Source organism: Streptomyces sparsogenes subsp. cuspidosporus (assembly GCF_039532705.1).
Taxonomy (GTDB): domain Bacteria; phylum Actinomycetota; class Actinomycetes; order Streptomycetales; family Streptomycetaceae; genus Streptomyces; species Streptomyces sparsogenes.
Genome location: NZ_BAAASD010000012.1, coordinates 148,023 through 166,949, shown reverse-complemented (window position 1 = coordinate 166,949; position 18,927 = coordinate 148,023). Strand labels below are relative to the sequence as shown.

Here is an 18,927-nt window from a genome sequence, read left to right as displayed (position 1 = left end):
CGGCCGCGCGCCGGGCGCGGCGGCCGGTAGCCGGCGCCGCGGCAAGCGCGTCAGCCGATGTCGAGCGGGTCGATCCGTACCGCCGGGTCCTTCTCGCCCCGGGCCAACCGTTGCGCCTTGGCCGCCTTGACGGCCGCCGCGAGGGCGCTGCCCTGGCCCGGGCGGACGCGCAGCAGCGCGCGGTGCCACTCCTCCCCCGGCGGCGGCTGGCCGGGGCGGCGGGGGCGGCCGGGCTCTGTGAGGGGGAGCGGGACCGGGCCGAGGGTCTCGGTGCCCTCCGGCAGGGGGGCCGCGGCGATCAGCTCGGACACGGCCTCGGCGGGGCCGGCGACCGCGGCCATCCGGGAGACCGGCGGGAAGCCCAGCTGGGCCCGCTCGGCCAGCTCCCTGGCCGCGTAACCGGCCGGGTCCCAGCGCACCAGCGCCTGGACGGGCCGCTGGGTGGGCTCGGCGAGCACCACGACGGTGCCGCCCCCGCCTCCCCCCGCGGCCCCGCCGTGGCCGCGCACCAGGGCCGCTGCGTCCAGCCAGCGGCGCAGCGCCTCCTCCCCGGCGCGGAGATCCGGGCGGCCGAGCAGGGCCCAGCCGTCGAGCAGCAGCGCCGCGGCGTAACCGCCCTCGGCGACCGGCTCGGCGCCGGGCGTCGCGACGACGAGCGCCGGGCGGCCCGGGACCGTGGCGAGGATGTGGTCGCGGCCGGAGGTGCGCACCGGGACGTCAGGGAAGGCGCGCCCCAGCTCCTCGGCGGTGCGCCGGGCCCCGACCACGCTGGCCCGCAGCCGCACGCCCCCGCACTCCCGGCAGTGCCAGGCGGCCTCGGGCCGACCGCACCAGGCGCAGTGGAGGGTGCCCGCGTCCGGGGCCTCCAGCGGGCCCGAGCAGTGCGCGCAGCGCGCGGGCTCGCGGCAGCGCTCGCAGGCCAGCCGCGGCACATACCCCCGGCGCGGCACCTGGACCAGCACCGGACCCCGGGTCAGCCCCTCCCGCACGGTCTGCCAGGCCAGGGTCGGCAGCCGGGCGGCGCGGGCCTGCGCGTCCCGGGCCGTCTCGCCCTCGTCGACCGTACGGATCAGCGGCGCCGCCGCGCGCACGGTCTCCCGGTCGGCCTCCAGCGGCCGCGCCCAGCCGTTCTCCACCAGCTGCGCGGCCTCCACGGTGCGGCCGAGGTCGCCCAGCAGGAAGCCGGTCCGCTCGTGCACGGCCCGCAGCAGCAGGACGTCCCGGGCGTGCGGGTACGGCGCGTGGACATCGCTGTGGCTGTGGTCGCCGTCGTCCCAGATCCCCACCAGGCCCAGGTCCCGCACGGGCGCGAACATGGCCGCCCGGGTGCCCACCACGGCCCTGACCGAGCCCCGGCTGACGGCCAGCCACCGGCGGTAGCGCTCCTCGGGCCCGAGGTCCGCGGTGAGCAGCACATGCCGCCCCGCGCCCAGCACCTCGGTGAGCGCCGCGTCGACCCGCGCGGCCGTCCGCCCGTCGGGGACGACGACGAGCGCGCCGCGCCCCGAGGCGAGGGTGGCGGCCACGGCGACGGCCCACTCGCGCGGCCAGTGCGGTCCGGGCAGCGCGGTCCACACCGCACGCGGCGTCCCGCCGCCGGCGAGGGCGTCCAGGAACCCGGGCCCGGCCGGATAGCGCTCCCAGCCCCCGGGCGCGGGCACCCCCGGCGGCGGCAGCGGCGGCGGGGAGGGCTCGCGCTCGGCCCGGACGTTGCGCTTGGGCAGGGCCAGCTGCAGCACATCGGCGAGCGATCCCGCGTACCGGTCGGCGACCGCCCGGCACAGCGCGAGCAGCCCGGGCCCCAGCACCGGCTCAGGCGACACCACCTGCGCCACCGCCGCCAGCGGACCCCGGTAGTCGGACTCGGCGACCCGCTCGACGATGTACCCGTCGAGCAGCCCGCCGCCCTCCCGGCGCCCCTCGCGCACCTTCCCCGTGCCGGCCCCGAACCGCACCCGGACCCGCACCCCGGGCCGCGCCTCGGCGTCCATCTCGGCGGGCACCGCGTAGTCCCACAGCTTGTCCAGGTGCACCGGGCCCTTGTCCACCAGCACCTTGGCGACCGGCAGCTCCCGCGCCAGCGCGGCCCCCCGCCACGTCCGCGGCTTGGCCTTCGGCACCTTGGCCTTGCGCACGGTCTCCCGGATGAGCGCGAGCTGCTCACTCCCCTGGAGGTCCGCCCCCGGGGCCCGCCCCGCCGGATCCCGCTCCGGCCGCCCGTTGTCGCTGCTCACAGCTTCAGTCTTAGCAGAAGACACGGACACCGGCCCGGGCGTGGTGCCCGGGCCGGTGTCCGATGCGAAAGACGCGCAAGCAGAGAGGCGAAAGCAGAAGGGCCTTACAGGGCCTTACAGGGCCTCCTGGATGGCCTTACAGCCCCGCCGCCGCGCGGAGCGCGTCCACGCGGTCGGTGCGCTCCCAGGTGAAGTCCGGCAGCTCGCGGCCGAAGTGGCCGTACGCCGCCGTCTCGGCGTAGATCGGGCGCAGCAGGTCCAGGTCGCGGATGATGGCGGCCGGGCGGAGGTCGAAGACCTCGGAGATGGCCTTCTCGATCTTCTCGTGGTCGATCGTGGCCGTGCCGAAGGTCTCGACGAACAGGCCGACCGGCTCGGCCTTGCCGATCGCGTAGGCGACCTGCACCTCGCAGCGCGCGGCCAGGCCGGCCGCGACGACGTTCTTCGCGACCCAGCGCATGGCGTACGCGGCGGAGCGGTCGACCTTGGACGGGTCCTTGCCGGAGAAGGCGCCGCCGCCGTGGCGGGCCATGCCGCCGTACGTGTCGATGATGATCTTCCGGCCGGTGAGGCCGGCGTCGCCCATGGGGCCGCCGATCTCGAACCGTCCGGTGGGGTTGACCAGCAGGCGGTAGCCCTCGGTGTCCAGCTTGATGCCGTCCTCGAAGAGCTGGTTCAGCACGTGCTCGACCACGAACTCCCGGATGTCCGGTGCCAGCAGCGATTCCAGGTCGATGTCGGAGGCGTGCTGCGAGGAGACGACCACGGTGTCCAGGCGGACCGGCTTGTTGCCGTCGTACTCGATGGTGACCTGAGTCTTGCCGTCGGGCCGCAGGTAGGGGATGGTGCCGTTCTTGCGGACCTCGGAGAGGCGGCGGGAGAGCCGGTGGGCCAGGTGGATCGGCAGCGGCATCAGCTCGGGGGTCTCGTCGCAGGCGAAGCCGAACATCAGGCCCTGGTCGCCCGCGCCCTGCTTGTCCAGCTCGTCCTCGTCACCCTCGACCCGGGCCTCGTAGGCCGAGTCCACACCCTGCGCGATGTCCGGCGACTGGGAGCCGATGGACACCGAGACGCCGCACGAGGCTCCGTCGAAGCCCTTCTTCGACGAGTCGTAGCCGATCTCGAGGATCTTGTTGCGCACCAGCGTGGCGATCGGTGCGTACGCCTTGGTCGTCACCTCGCCGGCCACGTGCACCAGGCCGGTGGTGATCAGGGTCTCGACGGCGACCCGGGAGGTCGGGTCCTCCTTGAGGAGCGCGTCGAGGATGGTGTCGCTGATCTGGTCAGCGATCTTGTCGGGGTGACCCTCGGTCACTGATTCCGAGGTGAACAGGCGGCGGGACACATCGCTCCCTGGGGTTGCAGCGGCTGCTGGCTGATCATGGTTGGGACCGCCCGGGAGCTGCGCCCGGTGCGGTTCCTCGGCCAGTTTATCCGGCGGGTGGGCCGGTCGAGCATCCCGGTCCCACAGGACGGGCAGGCCGTGACCTGGAACATACCCCGGCCTGACCGGAAATTCAGCCTTGCCGGGGAGGCAGGAAAATGTCATTCCCTCCGATGGCCCGAACCGGCCGATCGGCCGCCCCGGGCCGGGCCGACCACCCGGGACCGGTCAGGCCAGGCGCCGGGCCACCAGGTCCCAGACCGTGTCGGCGAGGACCTCCTTGGGCCCGTAGGGCACCGGCGTCTCGGTGCCGTCGGACGCCAGGACCACGGCCTCGCTGGCCTCGGCGCCGAAGGTCTTGTGCTCCCCCACCTCATTGACGACCAGCAGGTCGCAGCCCTTGCGGGCGAGCTTGGCGCGTCCGTTGGCGAGCACGTCGTCGGTCTCGGCGGCGAAACCGACCACGACCTGCCCGGGCCGGGCGCGGTCGGCGGAGATCTCGGCGAGCACGTCCGGGTTGCGGACCAGGGCGATGGGGTCGGGCTCCTGCCCGTCCCGCTTCTTGATCTTCCCCTCGGCGTACCGGGCGGGCCGGAAGTCGGCCACGGCCGCGGCCATCACCACGGCGTCGGCCTCCGCGGCGGCCTTGAGTACCGCCTCGCGCAGCTGCACGGCGGTGCTCACGCGCACCACATCGGCCCCGGCCGGGTCGGGCAGCTCACTGTTGGCCGAGACCAAGGTCACCCTGGCCCCGCGGGCGACGGCGGCCCGGGCCAGGGCGTAGCCCTGCTTGCCGGAGGAGCGGTTGCCGAGGAAGCGCACCGGGTCCAGGGGCTCCCGGGTGCCGCCCGCGCTCACCACGACATGGCGGCCGGCGAGGTCGAGCCGCTGTTCCGCGGTGCCGCGGGCGAGCACCCGGCGGCAGACCTCGAAGATCTCGCCGGGGTCGGGCAGCCGGCCCTTGCCGGTGTCCACGCCGGTCAGCCGTCCGACGGCGGGCTCGATGACGACGGCCCCCCGGCGGCGCAGCGTGGCCACGTTCTCCCGGGTGGCCGGGTGCTCCCACATCTCGGTGTGCATGGCGGGCGCGAAGACGACCGGACAGCGGGCGGTCAGCAGAGTGTTGGTGAGCAGGTCGTCGGCGAGGCCGTGGGCGGCCTTGGCGAGCAGGTCGGCGGTGGCGGGGGCGACCACGACCAGGTCCGCGGACTGGCCGATGCGTACGTGCGGCACCTCGTGGACGGACTCCCAGACCTCCGTGGTGGCCGGGTTGCCGGACAGGGCCGACCAGGTCGCCTCCCCGACGAAGTGGAGCGCCGAGGCGGTCGGTACGACCCGCACCTCGTGCCCGGACTCGGTGAGGCGGCGCAGCAGCTCGCACGCCTTGTAGGCGGCGATCCCGCCGCTGACCCCCAGGACGACCTTGGGCTTGTCCATCGCTCGCCTCTCCCCGCAGCTCCCTCGTGTACGTACCCATGACACACCACGGGCCCGGCGGGGGTGCCGCCGGGCCCGTGGTGGGAGGTGTCGACTACTGCGCCGGGCCCTCGATGGCCTCGGAGGTCAGCAGACCGGCGTTGATCTCGCGGAGCGCGATCGACAGCGGCTTCTCGTGGACGTGGGTGTCCACCAGCGGGCCGACGTACTCGAGCAGGCCCTCGCCGAGCTGCGAGTAGTACGCGTTGATCTGGCGGGCGCGCTTGGCCGCGTAGATCACCAGGCTGTACTTGGAGTCGGTGGCCTCGAGCAGCTCATCAATCGGCGGGTTGATGATGCCCTCGGGCGCGGTGATGGAAGAGGACACTCTCTGCCTTCCGAAGGGGTGATGAAGAAGTTGAGAAATTCGATCGGTGGCGGCCCGCGCCGTGAGTACCGCTGCGGCCTTCAAGGCGGTGGATACCAGCGAAGATCAAACGACTCGCATCAAGGTTAGCAGCTCTTGCGCCACGCCCTCGACGGAGGTATTGACCAAGGTCACATCGAACTCCGGCTCGGCGGCCAGCTCGGTCGTCGCGGCCTCCAGCCGCCGCTCGATCACCTCGGGCGGCTCGGTGCCCCGGCCGGTGAGCCGCCGGACCAGCTCCTCCCAGCTCGGCGGGGCGAGGAAGACCAGCTGGGCGTCCGGCATGGACTCGCGGACCTGGCGGGCGCCCTGCAGGTCGATCTCCAGCAGCACCGGCTCGCCGGCGGCGAGGCGGTCCTGGACCGCCTCGCGCGGGGTGCCGTAGCGGTTGCCCGCGAACTCGGCCCACTCCAGCAGCTCACCGTTGGCGATGAGCTTGTCGAACTCCCCGTCGTCCACGAAGAAGTACTGGACACCGTGGCGCTCGCCGGGTCGCGGCTTGCGCGTGGTGGCGGAGACGGAGAGCCACACCTCGGGGTGTGCTTTGCGCATATGAGCGACGACCGTGCTCTTGCCGACCCCGGAAGGGCCGGAGAGCACGGTCAGCCGCGGACGTGCGTCCGGGGGTACGGGGGTCGCCCCCCGAGAGTGTGCTGCCATGCAGCGATTATCCAGGTTCCCGGGAGTGCCTGGAAACGTCAGTTGGCGGCGCCGCCGAACTCGCGCTCAAGCGATGCGATCTGGTTGGAGCCCAGACCGCGGACACGACGGCTCTCGGAGATGCCGAGCCGCTCCATGATCTGCTTGGCGCGGACCTTGCCGACGCCAGGCAGGGACTCCAGGAGAGCGGACACCTTCATCTTGCCGATGACATCGTTCTCCTGGCCCTGCTTGATGACCTCGTGCAGGGACGCGCCGGAGTGCTTGAGCCGATTCTTGACCTCGGCGCGCTCCCGGCGAGCCGCGGCGGCCTTTTCGAGCGCGGCTGCGCGCTGTTCAGGGGTAAGGGGCGGAAGAGCCACGCCTACGTCACCTCGGATGTCGAACTGTCGGATACGGACCGGTGAGGAACCTAGTCGCCCCTCACCTGGGGAGCAACGCGCAACGCAGCAGCGCGTTCGCTCTCGTCGGAGACTAGCGGCCCATTCCGCTCCAGTCAGCGAGAACAGACGAAAAGTCCTGGTCAGACTCGCTCGACTTGGACATTTAGGGGCAAAACACCCCGGTTATTCGGCCACAGCGCGCACTTGATCAGCCATTCGGAGCGCCGCCTCGGCCAGCGAAGCCGGGTCGGGACCGTGCCGGAGCACCCCCCGGCTGACGCTCGGGAGCACGTTCGGCACCGCCGCGCCGAAGACCTCGGGCAGGTCCGCGGGCGTCGCGCCCTGGGCCCCGATGCCCGGGGCCAGCAGCGGCCCGCCGATCGCCAGATCCGCGCCGGCCTCCCCCGCCGCGCCCCCCAGGGTGGCCCCGACGACCGCGCCGAACGAACCGAGGCGGCCCGCGCGGGCCTCGTCCGCGTTCTCCTCCCTGAGGTGGTCCAGCACCGTGGCGGCGACCGTCGCCCCGCCGGCCCGCACGGCGTGCTGCACCTCGGCGCCCTCCGGGTTGGAGGTGAGCGCCAGCACGAAGACCCCCGCCCCGCTCGCCCGCGCCGCGTCCAGCGCCGGGCGCAGCGAGCCGAAGCCCAGATACGGGCTGACGGTCACCGCGTCCGAGAACAGCGGGCTGCCGGGGTCCAGATAAGCGGCGGCGTACGCGGCCATGGTGGAGCCGATGTCGCCGCGCTTGGCGTCCATGAGCACCAGCGCCCCGGCGGCCCGGGCGTCCGCGACGGCCCGCTCCAGCACGGCGATGCCGCGCGAGCCGAAGCGCTCGAAGAACGCGGACTGCGGCTTGAGGACCGCGACCCGCTCGGCGAGGGCGTCCACGACCGTGCGGGTGAACCGCTCCAGGCCCGCGATGTCGTCCCCGAGCCCCCAGTCGGCGAGCAGCGAGGCGTGCGGGTCGATGCCGACGCACAGCGGGCCGCGGTCGTCCATGGCGCGGCGCAGCCGCGTACCGAAGGGGGTGGTCATGCGTTCTCCTTGTCGGCCTCGGGGGCCTCGTCCTTGCGGGCGTCCGCGCCGACCGCGTCGGCGAGCGTGGCGTACGGGCTGTCCGCGAGCCGGGCCGCGAGACCGCGGTGGATGCGGCGGCTCCAGAACGGGCCCGCGTAGATGAAGCCGCTGTAGCCCTGGATCAGCGTGGCCCCGGCCAGGATCCGCTCCCAGGCGTCGTCCGCGGTCTCGATCCCGCCGACGCCGACCAGTGTGATCCGGTCGCCGACCCGGGCGTACAGGCGGCGCAGCACCTGGAGGGAGCGCTCCTTGAGGGGCGCCCCGGACAGGCCGCCCGTCTCGCCGGTGAGCGCCGCGCCGGAGCGCAGGCCGAGGCCGTCGCGGGCGATGGTGGTGTTGGTGGCGATGATGCCGTCCAGGCCCAGCTCGACCGCGAGGTCGGCGACCGCGTCCACGTCCTCGTCGGCGAGGTCGGGGGCGATCTTGACCAGGAGCGGCACCCGGCGGCCGGGCACGGTGCGGTCCGCGGCCTCGCGCACCGCGCTGAGCAGGGGCCGCAGGTGGTCCACGGCCTGGAGGTTCCGCAGCCCGGGGGTGTTGGGCGAGGACACGTTGACGACCAGGTAGTCGGCGTGGGCGGCCAGCCGCTCGGTGGAGGTCACGTAGTCGGCGACGGCCTCCGCCTCCGGGACGACCTTGGTCTTGCCGATGTTGACGCCGACGGTGGTCCGGAAGGCGGGGCGGCCGGCGCGGCGGGCCGCGAGGCGGGCGGCGACCGCCTCCGAGCCCTCGTTGTTGAAGCCCATGCGGTTGATCAGCGCCCGGTCCGCGACCAGGCGGAAGAGCCGCTTCCTGGGGTTGCCGGGCTGCGGCCGGGCGGTGACGGTGCCGATCTCGACGTGGTCGAAGCCGAGCATGGCCATGCCGTCGATGCCGACCGCGTTCTTGTCGAATCCGGCCGCGAGCCCGAAGGGCCCGTGCATGCGCAGGCCGAGCGCCTCGGTGCGCAGCGCGCGGTGGCGCGGCGCGAGGAGGGCCGCGAGGAAGGTCCGCAGGACCGGGACGCGGGCGGCGAGCCGGATCCAGGCGAAGGCCAGGTGGTGCGCCCGCTCCGGGTCCATGTGGCGGAAGACGAGGCGGAAGAAGAGCTGGTACATGGCGGGCTTTCTACGCGTCCGCGCTCCGGGCCGGAAGGCGGGGCACGGGAGGGGAGGTCGAGGGCTCAGGTGACCCGGGCGAGCGGGCGCCCGGCCGGGAGGGCCCGGCTGAGCGGGCCCGGCCGGGAGGGCCCAGCCGGGAGATTCCGGCCCGGAGGGCTCGCCGGGGCAGGGGGACGCCGGGCGTACGGGCCCGGCGTCCCCCTCCGCGCGGCTACTGCTCGCGGGCCGCGATCAGGTGCTCCGCGTGCTCCTGGAGGGACCGGACGCCGACCGCGCCCCGGCCGAGCGCCTCGATGCCCTGCACGGCGGCCGCGAGGGCCTGGACCGTGGTCAGGCAGGGGATGCCGCGGGCCACGGCCGCCGTACGGATCTCGTAGCCGTCCAGGCGGCCGCCGGTGCCGTACGGGGTGTTGACGATCAGGTCGACCTCGCCGGCGTGGATCAGCTGGACGATGGTCTTCTCACCGCCCGGGCCCTCGCCCTCGCTCTGCTTGCGCACCACGGTGGCGTTGATGCCGTTGCGCTTGAGCACCTCGGCGGTCCCGGAGGTGGCCAGCAGCTCGAAGCCGAGGGCGACCAGCTCACGGGCCGGGAAGATCATCGAGCGCTTGTCGCGGTTGGCCACCGACACGAACGCCCGGCCCTTGTGGGGCAGCGCCCCGTACGCCCCGGCCTGCGACTTGGCGTACGCCGCGCCGAAGACCGAGTCGATGCCCATGACCTCGCCGGTGGAGCGCATCTCCGGGCCGAGGACGGTGTCCACGCCGCGCCCGGAGGCGTCGCGGAACCGGCTCCACGGCATCACGGCCTCCTTGACGGAGATCGGCGCGTCCAGCGGCAGCGTGCCGCCGTCGCCGCTGCTCGGCAGCAGGCCCTCGGCGCGCAGCTCGGCGATGGTCGCGCCCAGCGAGATGCGGGCGGCGGCCTTGGCGAGCGGCACGGCGGTGGCCTTGGAGGTGAAGGGCACGGTGCGGGAGGCGCGCGGGTTGGCCTCCAGGACATACAGGATGTCGCCGGCCATGGCGAACTGGATGTTGATCAGGCCGCGCACCCCGACGCCGCGCGCGATGGCCTCGGTGGAGGCCCGCAGCCGCTTGATGTCGAAGCCGCCGAGGGTGATCGGGGGCAGCGCGCAGGCCGAGTCGCCGGAGTGGATGCCGGCCTCCTCGATGTGCTCCATGACGCCGCCGAGGTAGAGCTCGTGGCCGTCGTAGAGCGCGTCCACGTCGATCTCGATGGCGTCGTCGAGGAACCGGTCGATGAGGACCGGGTGCTCGGAGATCAGGCCCGCGTGCCGCTCCAGGTAGGCCGCCAGGGAGGGCTCGTCGTAGACGATCTCCATGCCGCGGCCGCCGAGGACGTACGAGGGGCGGACCATGACCGGGTAGCCGATCTCGGCGGCGATGCCCTTGGCCTGCTCGAAGGAGAAGGCGGTGCCGTACTTGGGGGCGGGCAGCCCGGCCTCGGTCAGCACCCGGCCGAAGGCGCCGCGCTCCTCGGCGAGGTTGATCGCCTCGGGCGAGGTACCCACGATGGGCACGCCGTTGTCCTTGAGCGCCTGGGCCAGGCCGAGCGGAGTCTGGCCGCCGAGCTGGACGATGACGCCGGCGACCGGGCCCGCCTGCTGCTCGGCGTGGACGATCTCCAGCACGTCCTCCAGCGTGAGCGGCTCGAAGTAGAGCCGGTCGGAGGTGTCGTAGTCGGTGGAGACGGTCTCCGGGTTGCAGTTGACCATGACGGTCTCGTAGCCCGCGTCGTGCAGCGCGAAGGAGGCGTGCACACACGAGTAGTCGAACTCGATGCCCTGGCCGATCCGGTTGGGGCCGGAGCCCAGGATGATCACGGCGGGCTTCTCACGCGGCGCGACCTCGGACTCCTCGTCGTAGGAGGAGTAGAAGTACGGGGTCCTGGCGGCGAACTCGGCGGCGCAGGTGTCGACGGTCTTGTAGACGGGCCGCACCCCCAGCGCGTGGCGCACCTCGCGGACCACGTCCTCGCGCAGCGAGCGGATGCCGGCGATCTGGGCGTCGGAGAAGCCGTGCCGCTTGGCCTCGGCGAGCAGCTCCGGGTCCAGCTCGTCGGCGGCCTCGACCTCGTCCGCGATCTCCTTGATCAGGAAGAGCTGGTCGACGAACCACGGGTCGATCTTCGTGGCCTCGAAGACCTCCTCGGGGGTGGCCCCGGCGCGGATGGCCTGCATGACGGTGTTGATCCGGCCGTCGGTGGGCGCCTCGGCCCGCGCCAGCAGCTCGGACTTCTCGCCCGGGTCGCCGGTGAAGTCGAACTGGCTGCCCTTCTTCTCCAGCGAGCGCAGCGCCTTCTGGAGCGCCTCGGTGAAGTTGCGGCCGATGGCCATGGCCTCGCCGACCGACTTCATGGTGGTGGTGAGCCGGGCGTCGGCGGCGGGGAACTTCTCGAAGGCGAAGCGCGGCACCTTGACGACGACGTAGTCGAGCGTGGGCTCGAAGGACGCCGGGGTCTCCTGGGTGATGTCGTTCGGGATCTCGTCGAGGGTGTAGCCGACGGCGAGCTTGGCCGCGATCTTGGCGATGGGGAAGCCGGTCGCCTTGGAGGCGAGCGCGGAGGAGCGGGAGACGCGCGGGTTCATCTCGATGACGATGACCCGGCCGTCAACCGGGTTGACGGCGAACTGGATGTTGCAGCCGCCGGTGTCGACGCCGACCTCGCGGATGACGGCGATGCCGATGTCGCGCAGGATCTGGTACTCGCGGTCGGTGAGCGTCATCGCGGGGGCGACGGTGATCGAGTCGCCGGTGTGCACGCCCATGGGGTCGAAGTTCTCGATGGAGCAGACGACCACCACGTTGTCGTGCTTGTCGCGCATCAGCTCCAGCTCGTACTCCTTCCAGCCGAGGATGGACTCCTCCAGGAGCACCTCGGTGGTGGGCGAGAGCGTCAGGCCCTGGCCGGCGATGCGGCGCAGCTCCTCCTCGTCGTGGGCGAAGCCGGAGCCGGCGCCGCCCATGGTGAAGGAGGGGCGTACGACGACGGGGTAGCCGCCGAGCCGCTCGACGCCCGCGAGCACGTCGTCCATGGAGTGGCAGATGACCGAGCGGGCGGACTCGCCGTGGCCGATCTTGGCGTTGACGGCCTCGACGACCTCCTTGAACCGGTCGCGGTCCTCGCCCTTGTGGATGGCCTCGACGTTGGCGCCGATCAGTTCCACGCCGTACTTGTCGAGCGTGCCCGCCTCGTGGAGGGAGATCGCGGTGTTGAGCGCGGTCTGCCCGCCGAGGGTGGGCAGCAGCGCGTCGGGGCGCTCCTTGGCGATGATCTTCTCGACGAACTCGGGGGTGATCGGCTCGACGTACGTGGCGTCGGCGATCTCCGGGTCGGTCATGATCGTCGCGGGGTTGGAGTTGACCAGGACGACCCGCAGCCCCTCCGCCTTGAGGACGCGGCAGGCCTGGGTGCCGGAGTAGTCGAACTCGGCGGCCTGGCCGATGACGATCGGGCCGGAGCCGATGACCAGAACGGACTGGATGTCGGTGCGCTTAGGCACGCTGGCCCTCCATCAGGGAGACAAAGCGGTCGAACAGGTAGGCCGCGTCGTGCGGGCCGGCGGCGGCCTCGGGGTGGTACTGGACGCTGAACGCGGGACGGTCGAGCAGCTGGAGGCCCTCGACCACGTTGTCGTTGAGGCACACATGGGAGACCTCGACCCGCCCGTAGGGGGTGTCGGAGGGCCCGTCCAGCGGGGCGTCGACGGCGAAGCCGTGGTTGTGCGCGGTGACCTCGACCTTGCCGGTGGTGCGGTCCTGCACCGGCTGGTTGATGCCGCGGTGGCCGTACTTCAGCTTGTAGGTGCCGAAGCCCAGCGCGCGGCCGAGGATCTGGTTGCCGAAGCAGATGCCGAACAGCGGGGTGCCGCGCTCCAGGACCGCGCGCATCACGGAGACGGGGTGGTCGGCGGTGGCCGGGTCGCCCGGCCCGTTGGAGAAGAACACCCCGTCCGGGTTCACCGCGTAGACGTCCTCGACCGTGGCGTTCGCCGGCAGCACGTGCACCTCGATGCCGCGCTCGGCCATCCGGTGCGGGGTCATGCCCTTGATGCCGAGGTCGACCGCGGCGACGGTGAACTTCCTGGTGCCGATCGCGGGGACGACGTAACGCTCCGTGGTGGCGACGTCGCCGCTGAGGTCCGCGCCCTTCATCTGCGGCACGGCCCGCACCCTGGCCAGCAGCGCGGCCTCGTCGGCGATCGCCTCGCCGGAGAAGATGCCGACCCGCATGGCGCCGCGCTCGCGCAGGTGGCGGGTGAGGGCGCGGGTGTCGATGGCGCTGATGCCGACGACGCCCTGGGCGGCCAGTTCCTCGTCCAGGGTGCGGCGCGAGCGCCAGTTGGAGGGCACCCGGGCGGGGTCGCGGACCACATAGCCGGCGACCCAGATCCGCTTCGACTCCGGGTCCTCGTCGTTGACGCCGGTGTTGCCGACGTGCGGCGCGGTCATCACGACGACCTGGCGGTGGTACGAGGGGTCGGTCAGGGTCTCCTGGTAGCCGGTCATGCCGGTGGAGAACACCGCCTCGCCGAAGGTTTCGCCCACGGCCCCGTAGGCCCGGCCGCGGAAGGTGCGGCCGTCCTCCAGGACGAGGACGGCGGGGGCCGTGTTCAGTCCCCGGTTGGAGGTGGTCATCGTGCGCCTTCCGTGTCGTGCTGGTGGGCGGCCGCGTCGCTGGGGCCGCCGGAGAGTTCGGTGAGGGTGTCCACCCACGCGGTGTGCTCGGCCGCGTGGTCGGAGCGGAAGCCGGAGTCGATCAGGCGGTCGCCCAGCTGCCAGGTGATCACCAGCAGCCCGCCCTCGGCGAGGACCTTGCCGGCGATGCCCGCATCGAGCCGGGCGCCGCGCAGGCTCCCGGCCGGGATGAAGAAGTCGCGCGCCCCGGGGCGTACGACGGCGAGGCCCTGCTCGGTCAGGGTGAGCTCGGCGCGGCTGCGGGTGCCCAGGCCCTGGGCGACGATCCGGTCGAGCCACTGCCCGGCGGTGGTCGAGCCGTGGTAGCGGCCGGACAGGGCGAGCCGGGCGGGTCCGGGCTCCGCCGGGGCCTGCGGAAGCTCGGGCAGGTCGCCCTGGAGCGTGCCCCGCCACTTCCAGCCCTCGCGCATCAGCCAGTAGACGAGCGCGATGAGGAGCAGCAGGCCGGCCACCCAGCCGATGCGCGCCGCCCAGTCCGTCACGTCCTGGGACTTCTGCTCGGCCGCGAGGCCCCCGAGGGAGCCCGCCGCCGCGTTGATGAGAGGTGTCACGCCAGTTTCCCGTCCACGACCGTCGCCCGGCCCCGCAGGAAGGTGTACGTCACGCGGCCCGGCAGTTCACGGCCCTCGTAGGGGGTGTTGCGGCTGCGGGAGGCGAAGCCCGCGGGGTTCACCACACCACGGTATGCGGAGTCGAGGAGGGTGAGGTTGGCGGGCTCCCCCGGGGCGATGGGGCGCCCGTGGCCGGCCAGGCGGCCGATGGCCGAGGGGCGGTGCGACATCCGGTCGGCGACGCCAGCCCAGTCCAGCAGGCCGGTGTCCACCATGGTGTGCTGGACGACGGACAGCGCGGTCTCCAGGCCGACCATGCCCATGGCCGCCGCGCCCCACTCGCAGTCCTTGTCCTCGTGGGGGTGCGGGGCGTGGTCGGTGGCGACGCAGTCGATGGTGCCGTCGGCGAGCGCCTCGCGCAGCGCCATGACGTCGGCCTCGGTGCGCAGCGGCGGGTTCACCTTGTAGACCGGGTTGTAGGAGCGCACCAGCTCGTCGGTGAGCAGCAGGTGGTGCGGGGTGACCTCGGCGGTGACGTTCCAGCCCTTGGACTTGGCCCAGCGGACGATCTCGACCGAGCCGGCGGTGGACAGGTGGCAGATGTGCACGCGGGAGCCGACGTGGGCGGCGAGCAGCACATCGCGGGCGATGATCGACTCCTCGGCCACGGCCGGCCAGCCGCCGAGGCCGAGCTCGGCGGAGACCACGCCCTCGTTCATCTGGGCGCCCTCGGTCAGCCGCGGCTCCTGGGCGTGCTGGGCGATGACGCCGTCGAAGGCCTTCACGTACTCCAGGGCGCGGCGCATGATCACGGCGTCGTCCACGCACTTGCCGTCGTCGGAGAAGACCCGCACCCCGGCGGCGGAGTCGTGCATGGCGCCCAGCTCGGCGAGCTTCTTGCCCTCCAGCCCGACGGTGACGGCGCCCACCGGCTGGACGTCGCAGTAGCCGGACTCCTTGCCGAGCCGCCACACCTGCTCGACGACGCCGGCGGTGTCGGCGACCGGGAAGGTGTTGGCCATGGCGTGGACGGCGGTGTAGCCGCCGGCGGCGGCCGCGCGGGTGCCGGTGAGGACGGTCTCGGAGTCCTCGCGGCCGGGCTCGCGCAGATGGGTGTGGAGGTCGACCAGGCCGGGCAGCAGGATCTGCCCGGTGGCGTCGATCACGGTGGCGTCGCCCGCCTCGACGCCGGTGCCGACCGCGGCGATCCGCTCGCCCTCGATCAGCACGTCACGGGCCTCGCCGCCGAGGACCTTCGCGCCGCGGAGGAGGGTCTTGGGGGTGTCGCTCATGGTTACTTGCTCTCCTCGGTGGCGGTGCGGGTCGTGGCGACGGCGGGCTCGTTCCCGCCGAGCAGCAGATACAGGACGGCCATGCGGATCGAGACGCCGTTGGCGACCTGCTCGACGGCGGTGCAGCGCGGGGAGTCCGCCACCTCGGCGGTGATCTCCATGCCGCGGTTCATGGGGCCGGGGTGCATGACGATGGCGTGCTCGGGCATGCGGGCCATCCGGTCGCCGTCCAGCCCGTACCGCCGGGCGTACTCGCGCTCGGTGGGGAAGAAGGCGGCGTTCATGCGCTCGCGCTGGACGCGCAGCATCATCACGGCGTCGGACTTGCCGATCACGGCGTCGAGGTCGTACGAGACCTCGCACGGCCAGCTCTCGACGGCGAAGGGCACCAGCGTCGGCGGGGCGACCAGCGTCACCTCGGCGCCCAGGGTGGACAGCAGGTGGACGTTGGAGCGGGCGACCCGGCTGTGCAGGATGTCGCCGACGATCGTGATCCGCCGGCCCGCCAGGTCCTGGCCGGTGCCCGAGGTCAGGTGGCGGCGCATGGTGAAGGCGTCGAGCAGCGCCTGGGTGGGGTGCTCATGGGTGCCGTCCCCGGCGTTGACGACCGAGCCGCCGATCCAGCCGGAGGTGGCCAGCCGGTGCGGTGCGCCGGAGTCGTGGTGGCGGATGACGACGGCGTCGGCGCCCATCGCCTCCAGGGTGAGCGCGGTGTCCTTCAGGGACTCGCCCTTGGAGACCGAGGAGCCCTTGGCGGAGAAGTTGATGACGTCGGCGGACAGCCGCTTGGCGGCCGCCTCGAACGAGATGCGGGTGCGGGTGGAGTCCTCGAAGAAGAGGTTGACGACGGTACGGCCGCGCAGGGTCGGCAGCTTCTTGATCGGCCGGTCGGCGATACGGGCCAGCTCCTCGGCGGTGTCGAGGATCAGGACGGCGTCGTCGCGCGTGAGATCGGCGGCCGAGATGAGGTGGCGCTTCATCCGGATGCTCCGTGGGTGAGGGAGATGTACAGGCGTGCGGCGGGCACGCGGGAGGTCGTCGTGGCCGACGCGCCGGGCCGGGGCCGGTCACCGGGGCACGGGCGGCCCCGGGTGTCCGCTGGGCGGTGCCCGGAGGCGGTGCGCGATGCGGTCGTCCGACGCGGTCCCGGGCGGGCCCGGCGGGGGGCTACTGCCCGTCCGCGGGGGCGGTCCCGCGCGCGCCGAGGAGCACGCTGTCGCGGCCGTCCTCCTCGGTGAGCTGGACCTTGACCGTCTCCCGCAGCGACGTGGGGAGGTTCTTGCCTACGTAGTCGGCGCGGATCGGCAGCTCGCGGTGGCCGCGGTCGACCAGGACCGCGAGCTGGACGGCGCGCGGCCGGCCGATGTCGCCCAGGGCGTCCAGGGCGGCGCGGATGGTGCGACCGGAGAAGAGCACGTCGTCGACCAGGACCACCAGACGGCCGTCGATGCCGTCGCCGGGGATCTCGGTGCGGGCGAGCGCGCGGGCCGGGCGCAGTCTCAGGTCGTCGCGGTACATGGTGATGTCGAGCGAGCCGACCGGCATCTGGCCGGGGTCCTTGCCGGTGATCTCCTCGAGCCGGGCGGCCAGCCGCCGGGCGAGGTGCACACCGCGGGTCGGGATGCCGAGCAGCACCACGTCGTCGGCGCCCTTGGCGCGCTCGACGATCTCATGGGCGATGCGGGTCAGAACGCGGGCGATGTCCGGTGCCTCGAGCACGGAGCGCGCCGCGGTGGCCGCGTGGGTGGTACGTGCGTCCATATGAAACGGACCTCCTTCTCCGCCTCACGGGACGGACCTTAAAGGACGTCGGAATTGCGCCATTCACAGTAGCAGGAGAGGACGGCCCGCCCGTCATCGCCCCTGGCGACGGCCCCCCGCGCCCCGTTCGGCTTGACGAATGGAGATTACGCTGCGTAACCTCACAGTGAGTTACCAGTCTTCGTCCGGGGAGCTTTATGTCCAGCGAATACGCCAAACAGCTCGGAGCCAAGCTCCGTGCCATCCGCACCCAGCAGGGCCTCTCCCTCCACGGTGTCGAGGAGAAGTCCCAGGGCCGCTGGAAGGCCGTCGTGGTCGGCTCGTACGAGCGCGGGGACCGTGCCGTGACCGTGCAGCGCCTCGCCGAGCTGGCCGACTTCTACGGCGTCCCGGTCCAGGAGCTGCTCCCGGGCACCAGCCCGGCCGGCGCCGCCGAGCCGCCGCCGAAGCTGGTGCTGGACCTGGAGCGGCTGGCCCATGTGCCGGTCGAGAAGGCGGGCCCGCTGCAGCGGTATGCCGCCACGATCCAGAGCCAGCGCGGGGACTACAACGGCAAGGTGCTGTCGATCCGCCAGGACGATCTGCGCACCCTCGCCGTGATCTACGACCAGTCGCCGTCGGTGCTCACCGAGCAGCTGATCAGCTGGGGTGTGCTGGGTGCCGACGCGCGCCGGGCGGTCCAGCACGAGGACGTGTGACGCCGCGCGCGCCGCGCCTCCCCTGAAGACCGCGCACCCTTAACCGCGCACCTTTATCGAAGGTCAGCACAGTCAGCAGAAAGCCGCCGGGGGCGGTAGAACCTGAGAGGTTCTACCGCCCCCGGCGGCTTTGTGCCCGCGGGCCGGGCCCGCGGGGTCGTGCGCTCCTCAGGCCTCCGTGCCCGACTGCTCACGGCGCAGGCTCGGCTTCAGCTCCTTGAAGCGGCCCAGGAGGCCGTTGACGAAGGCCGGCGAGTCATCGGTGGAGAACTCCTTGGCCAGCTGGACCGCCTCGTCGATCACGACGGCGTCCGGTGTGTCGTCCTCCCACACCAGCTCGTAGGCGCCCAGCCGCAGGATGTTCCGGTCGACGACCGGCATCCGGTCCAGCGTCCAGCCCACCGCGTAGGTGGAGATCAGCTCGTCGATCCGGTCCGTGTACTGGGCGTACCCCTCGACCAGCTGCATCGTGTATTCGCTGACCGGCGGCTGCCGGTCGTCGGTCCGGGCGAGCCGGATCCAGTCCGCGAGGACCGTCTGCACGGAGCTGCCACGCTGGTCGGCCTCGAAAAGGATCTGGAAGGCTCGTTTACGGGCCTTGTTGCGGGCAGCCACGGTTAGTTGTTCACCCGACCGAGGTACTCACCGGAGCGGGTGTCGACCTTGATCTTCTCACCGGTGGTGATGAAGAGCGGGACGCCGATCTCGTAGCCGGTCTCCAGCTTCGCGGGCTTGGTGCCGCCGGTGGAGCGGTCGCCCTGGACGCCGGGCTCGGTGTACTCGATCACCAGCTCGACCGCGGCCGGCAGCTCGACGTACAGCGGGTTGCCCTCGTGCATCGCCACGACGGCTTCGAAGCCCTCGAGCAGGTAGCGGGCGTTGTCGCCGACGACCTCGGGGCTGATGTAGATCTGGTCGTAGGTGTCCATGTCCATGAACACAAAGCTCTCGCCGTCCTTGTACGAGAACTGCATGCCGCGCTTGTCGACATTGGCCGTCTCGACCTTCACACCGGCGTTGAAGGTCTTGTCGACCACCTTGCCGGACAGCACGTTCTTGAGCTTGGTGCGGACGAAAGCAGGGCCCTTGCCGGGCTTGACGTGCTGGAACTCTACGACGGACCAGAGCTGGCCCCCGTCGAGCTTGAGCACCATGCCGTTCTTGAGGTCGTTCGTGGATGCCACGGTTGCGGGATCTCCTGGACTACAGCTGGTGGGAACCAGAAA

17 protein-coding genes are annotated in these 18,927 nt (G+C 72.5%); 1 reads left to right on the top strand and 16 read right to left on the bottom strand.

Going from position 1 to position 18,927, the window contains the following annotated elements; genetic code table 11:
- Positions 1-50: 50 nt before the first annotated feature.
- The 14 genes from ABFY07_RS17335 to pyrR form a co-directional block, all read right to left on the bottom strand.
- Positions 51-2,234, bottom strand: coding sequence for a primosomal protein N' (locus tag ABFY07_RS17335; RefSeq protein WP_346175357.1), 2,184 nt, complete (start codon positions 2,232-2,234; stop codon positions 51-53).
- A 136-nt stretch (positions 2,235-2,370) separates the two neighbouring features.
- Complete coding sequence (gene metK, locus ABFY07_RS17330) at positions 2,371-3,579, bottom strand: methionine adenosyltransferase (RefSeq protein WP_346175356.1); 1,209 nt, start codon at positions 3,577-3,579, stop codon at positions 2,371-2,373.
- Between the two features lie 267 nt (positions 3,580-3,846).
- A complete protein-coding gene (gene coaBC, locus ABFY07_RS17325; RefSeq protein ID WP_346175355.1) occupies positions 3,847-5,055 on the bottom strand; it encodes a bifunctional phosphopantothenoylcysteine decarboxylase/phosphopantothenate--cysteine ligase CoaBC in 1,209 nt (402 codons plus the stop codon).
- A 94-nt stretch (positions 5,056-5,149) separates the two neighbouring features.
- Positions 5,150-5,422 carry a DNA-directed RNA polymerase subunit omega gene (gene rpoZ, locus ABFY07_RS17320; RefSeq protein ID WP_005319902.1) on the bottom strand — a complete coding sequence of 91 codons (273 nt, stop codon included), beginning with the start codon at positions 5,420-5,422 and terminating at the stop codon, positions 5,150-5,152.
- A gap of 105 nt (positions 5,423-5,527) precedes the next feature.
- The gene (gene gmk, locus ABFY07_RS17315) at positions 5,528-6,121 is read right to left on the bottom strand and encodes a guanylate kinase (protein WP_065966210.1); all 594 of its coding nucleotides are present in this window, start codon (positions 6,119-6,121) and stop codon (positions 5,528-5,530) included.
- A gap of 38 nt (positions 6,122-6,159) precedes the next feature.
- A complete protein-coding gene (locus tag ABFY07_RS17310; protein ID WP_065966208.1) occupies positions 6,160-6,483 on the bottom strand; it encodes an integration host factor in 324 nt (107 codons plus the stop codon).
- A gap of 204 nt (positions 6,484-6,687) precedes the next feature.
- Positions 6,688-7,539 (bottom strand): orotidine-5'-phosphate decarboxylase, encoded by an 852-nt coding sequence (gene pyrF, locus ABFY07_RS17305; protein ID WP_346175354.1) that lies wholly within the window; start codon positions 7,537-7,539, stop codon positions 6,688-6,690.
- Positions 7,536-8,678 carry a quinone-dependent dihydroorotate dehydrogenase gene (locus ABFY07_RS17300; protein WP_346175353.1) on the bottom strand — a complete coding sequence of 381 codons (1,143 nt, stop codon included), beginning with the start codon at positions 8,676-8,678 and terminating at the stop codon, positions 7,536-7,538. Before ABFY07_RS17300 ends, pyrF begins: the two co-directional genes overlap by 4 nt.
- Before the next feature lie 214 nt (positions 8,679-8,892).
- Positions 8,893-12,204 carry a carbamoyl-phosphate synthase large subunit gene (gene carB / locus ABFY07_RS17295; protein WP_346175352.1) on the bottom strand — a complete coding sequence of 1,104 codons (3,312 nt, stop codon included), beginning with the start codon at positions 12,202-12,204 and terminating at the stop codon, positions 8,893-8,895.
- A complete protein-coding gene (gene carA, locus ABFY07_RS17290; protein ID WP_346175351.1) occupies positions 12,197-13,339 on the bottom strand; it encodes a glutamine-hydrolyzing carbamoyl-phosphate synthase small subunit in 1,143 nt (380 codons plus the stop codon). The genes carB and carA overlap by 8 nt, the downstream gene beginning before the upstream one ends.
- Positions 13,336-13,950, bottom strand: a complete 615-nt coding sequence (locus tag ABFY07_RS17285; protein WP_346175350.1) for a PH-like domain-containing protein — start codon at positions 13,948-13,950, stop codon at positions 13,336-13,338. The genes carA and ABFY07_RS17285 overlap by 4 nt, the downstream gene beginning before the upstream one ends.
- Entirely contained in the window at positions 13,947-15,242 is a 1,296-nt protein-coding gene (locus tag ABFY07_RS17280) for a dihydroorotase (protein ID WP_346175349.1), read from the bottom strand. Before ABFY07_RS17280 ends, ABFY07_RS17285 begins: the two co-directional genes overlap by 4 nt.
- Positions 15,243-15,244: 2 nt before the next feature.
- Positions 15,245-16,222, bottom strand: a complete 978-nt coding sequence (locus ABFY07_RS17275) for an aspartate carbamoyltransferase catalytic subunit (protein ID WP_346175348.1) — start codon at positions 16,220-16,222, stop codon at positions 15,245-15,247.
- A gap of 187 nt (positions 16,223-16,409) precedes the next feature.
- A complete protein-coding gene (gene pyrR, locus ABFY07_RS17270; RefSeq protein WP_346175347.1) occupies positions 16,410-17,003 on the bottom strand; it encodes a bifunctional pyr operon transcriptional regulator/uracil phosphoribosyltransferase PyrR in 594 nt (197 codons plus the stop codon).
- Positions 17,004-17,200: 197 nt separating this feature from the next.
- On the opposite strand from pyrR, the gene bldD reads away from it, so the two are divergent.
- The gene (bldD, locus tag ABFY07_RS17265; RefSeq protein WP_014056259.1) at positions 17,201-17,701 is read left to right on the top strand and encodes a transcriptional regulator BldD; all 501 of its coding nucleotides are present in this window, start codon (positions 17,201-17,203) and stop codon (positions 17,699-17,701) included.
- Between the two features lie 168 nt (positions 17,702-17,869).
- On the opposite strand, the gene nusB is transcribed toward bldD, so the two are convergent.
- Together nusB and efp are read right to left on the bottom strand one after the other, a co-directional pair.
- Entirely contained in the window at positions 17,870-18,316 is a 447-nt protein-coding gene (gene nusB / locus ABFY07_RS17260) for a transcription antitermination factor NusB (protein WP_065966183.1), read from the bottom strand.
- A 2-nt stretch (positions 18,317-18,318) separates the two neighbouring features.
- Positions 18,319-18,885 (bottom strand): elongation factor P, encoded by a 567-nt coding sequence (efp, locus tag ABFY07_RS17255; RefSeq protein WP_346175346.1) that lies wholly within the window; start codon positions 18,883-18,885, stop codon positions 18,319-18,321.
- Between the last annotated feature and the right edge of the window lie 42 nt (positions 18,886-18,927).

Bases quoted from the DNA above. Each gene is read 5' to 3' on its own strand.
- coaBC (WP_346175355.1), bottom strand. From the start codon at position 5,055: ATGGACAAGCCCAAGGTCGTCCTGGGGGTCAGCGGCGGGATCGCCGCC.
- carA (WP_346175351.1), bottom strand. From the start codon at position 13,339: ATGACCACCTCCAACCGGGGACTGAACACGGCCCCCGCCGTCCTCGTC.
- gmk (WP_065966210.1), bottom strand. From the start codon at position 6,121: ATGGCAGCACACTCTCGGGGGGCGACCCCCGTACCCCCGGACGCACGT.
- pyrR (WP_346175347.1), bottom strand. From the start codon at position 17,003: ATGGACGCACGTACCACCCACGCGGCCACCGCGGCGCGCTCCGTGCTC.
- ABFY07_RS17300 (WP_346175353.1), bottom strand. From the start codon at position 8,678: ATGTACCAGCTCTTCTTCCGCCTCGTCTTCCGCCACATGGACCCGGAG.
- ABFY07_RS17280 (WP_346175349.1), bottom strand. From the start codon at position 15,242: ATGAGCGACACCCCCAAGACCCTCCTCCGCGGCGCGAAGGTCCTCGGC.
- pyrF (WP_346175354.1), bottom strand. From the start codon at position 7,539: ATGACCACCCCCTTCGGTACGCGGCTGCGCCGCGCCATGGACGACCGC.
- bldD (WP_014056259.1), top strand. From the start codon at position 17,201: ATGTCCAGCGAATACGCCAAACAGCTCGGAGCCAAGCTCCGTGCCATC.
- ABFY07_RS17275 (WP_346175348.1), bottom strand. From the start codon at position 16,222: ATGAAGCGCCACCTCATCTCGGCCGCCGATCTCACGCGCGACGACGCC.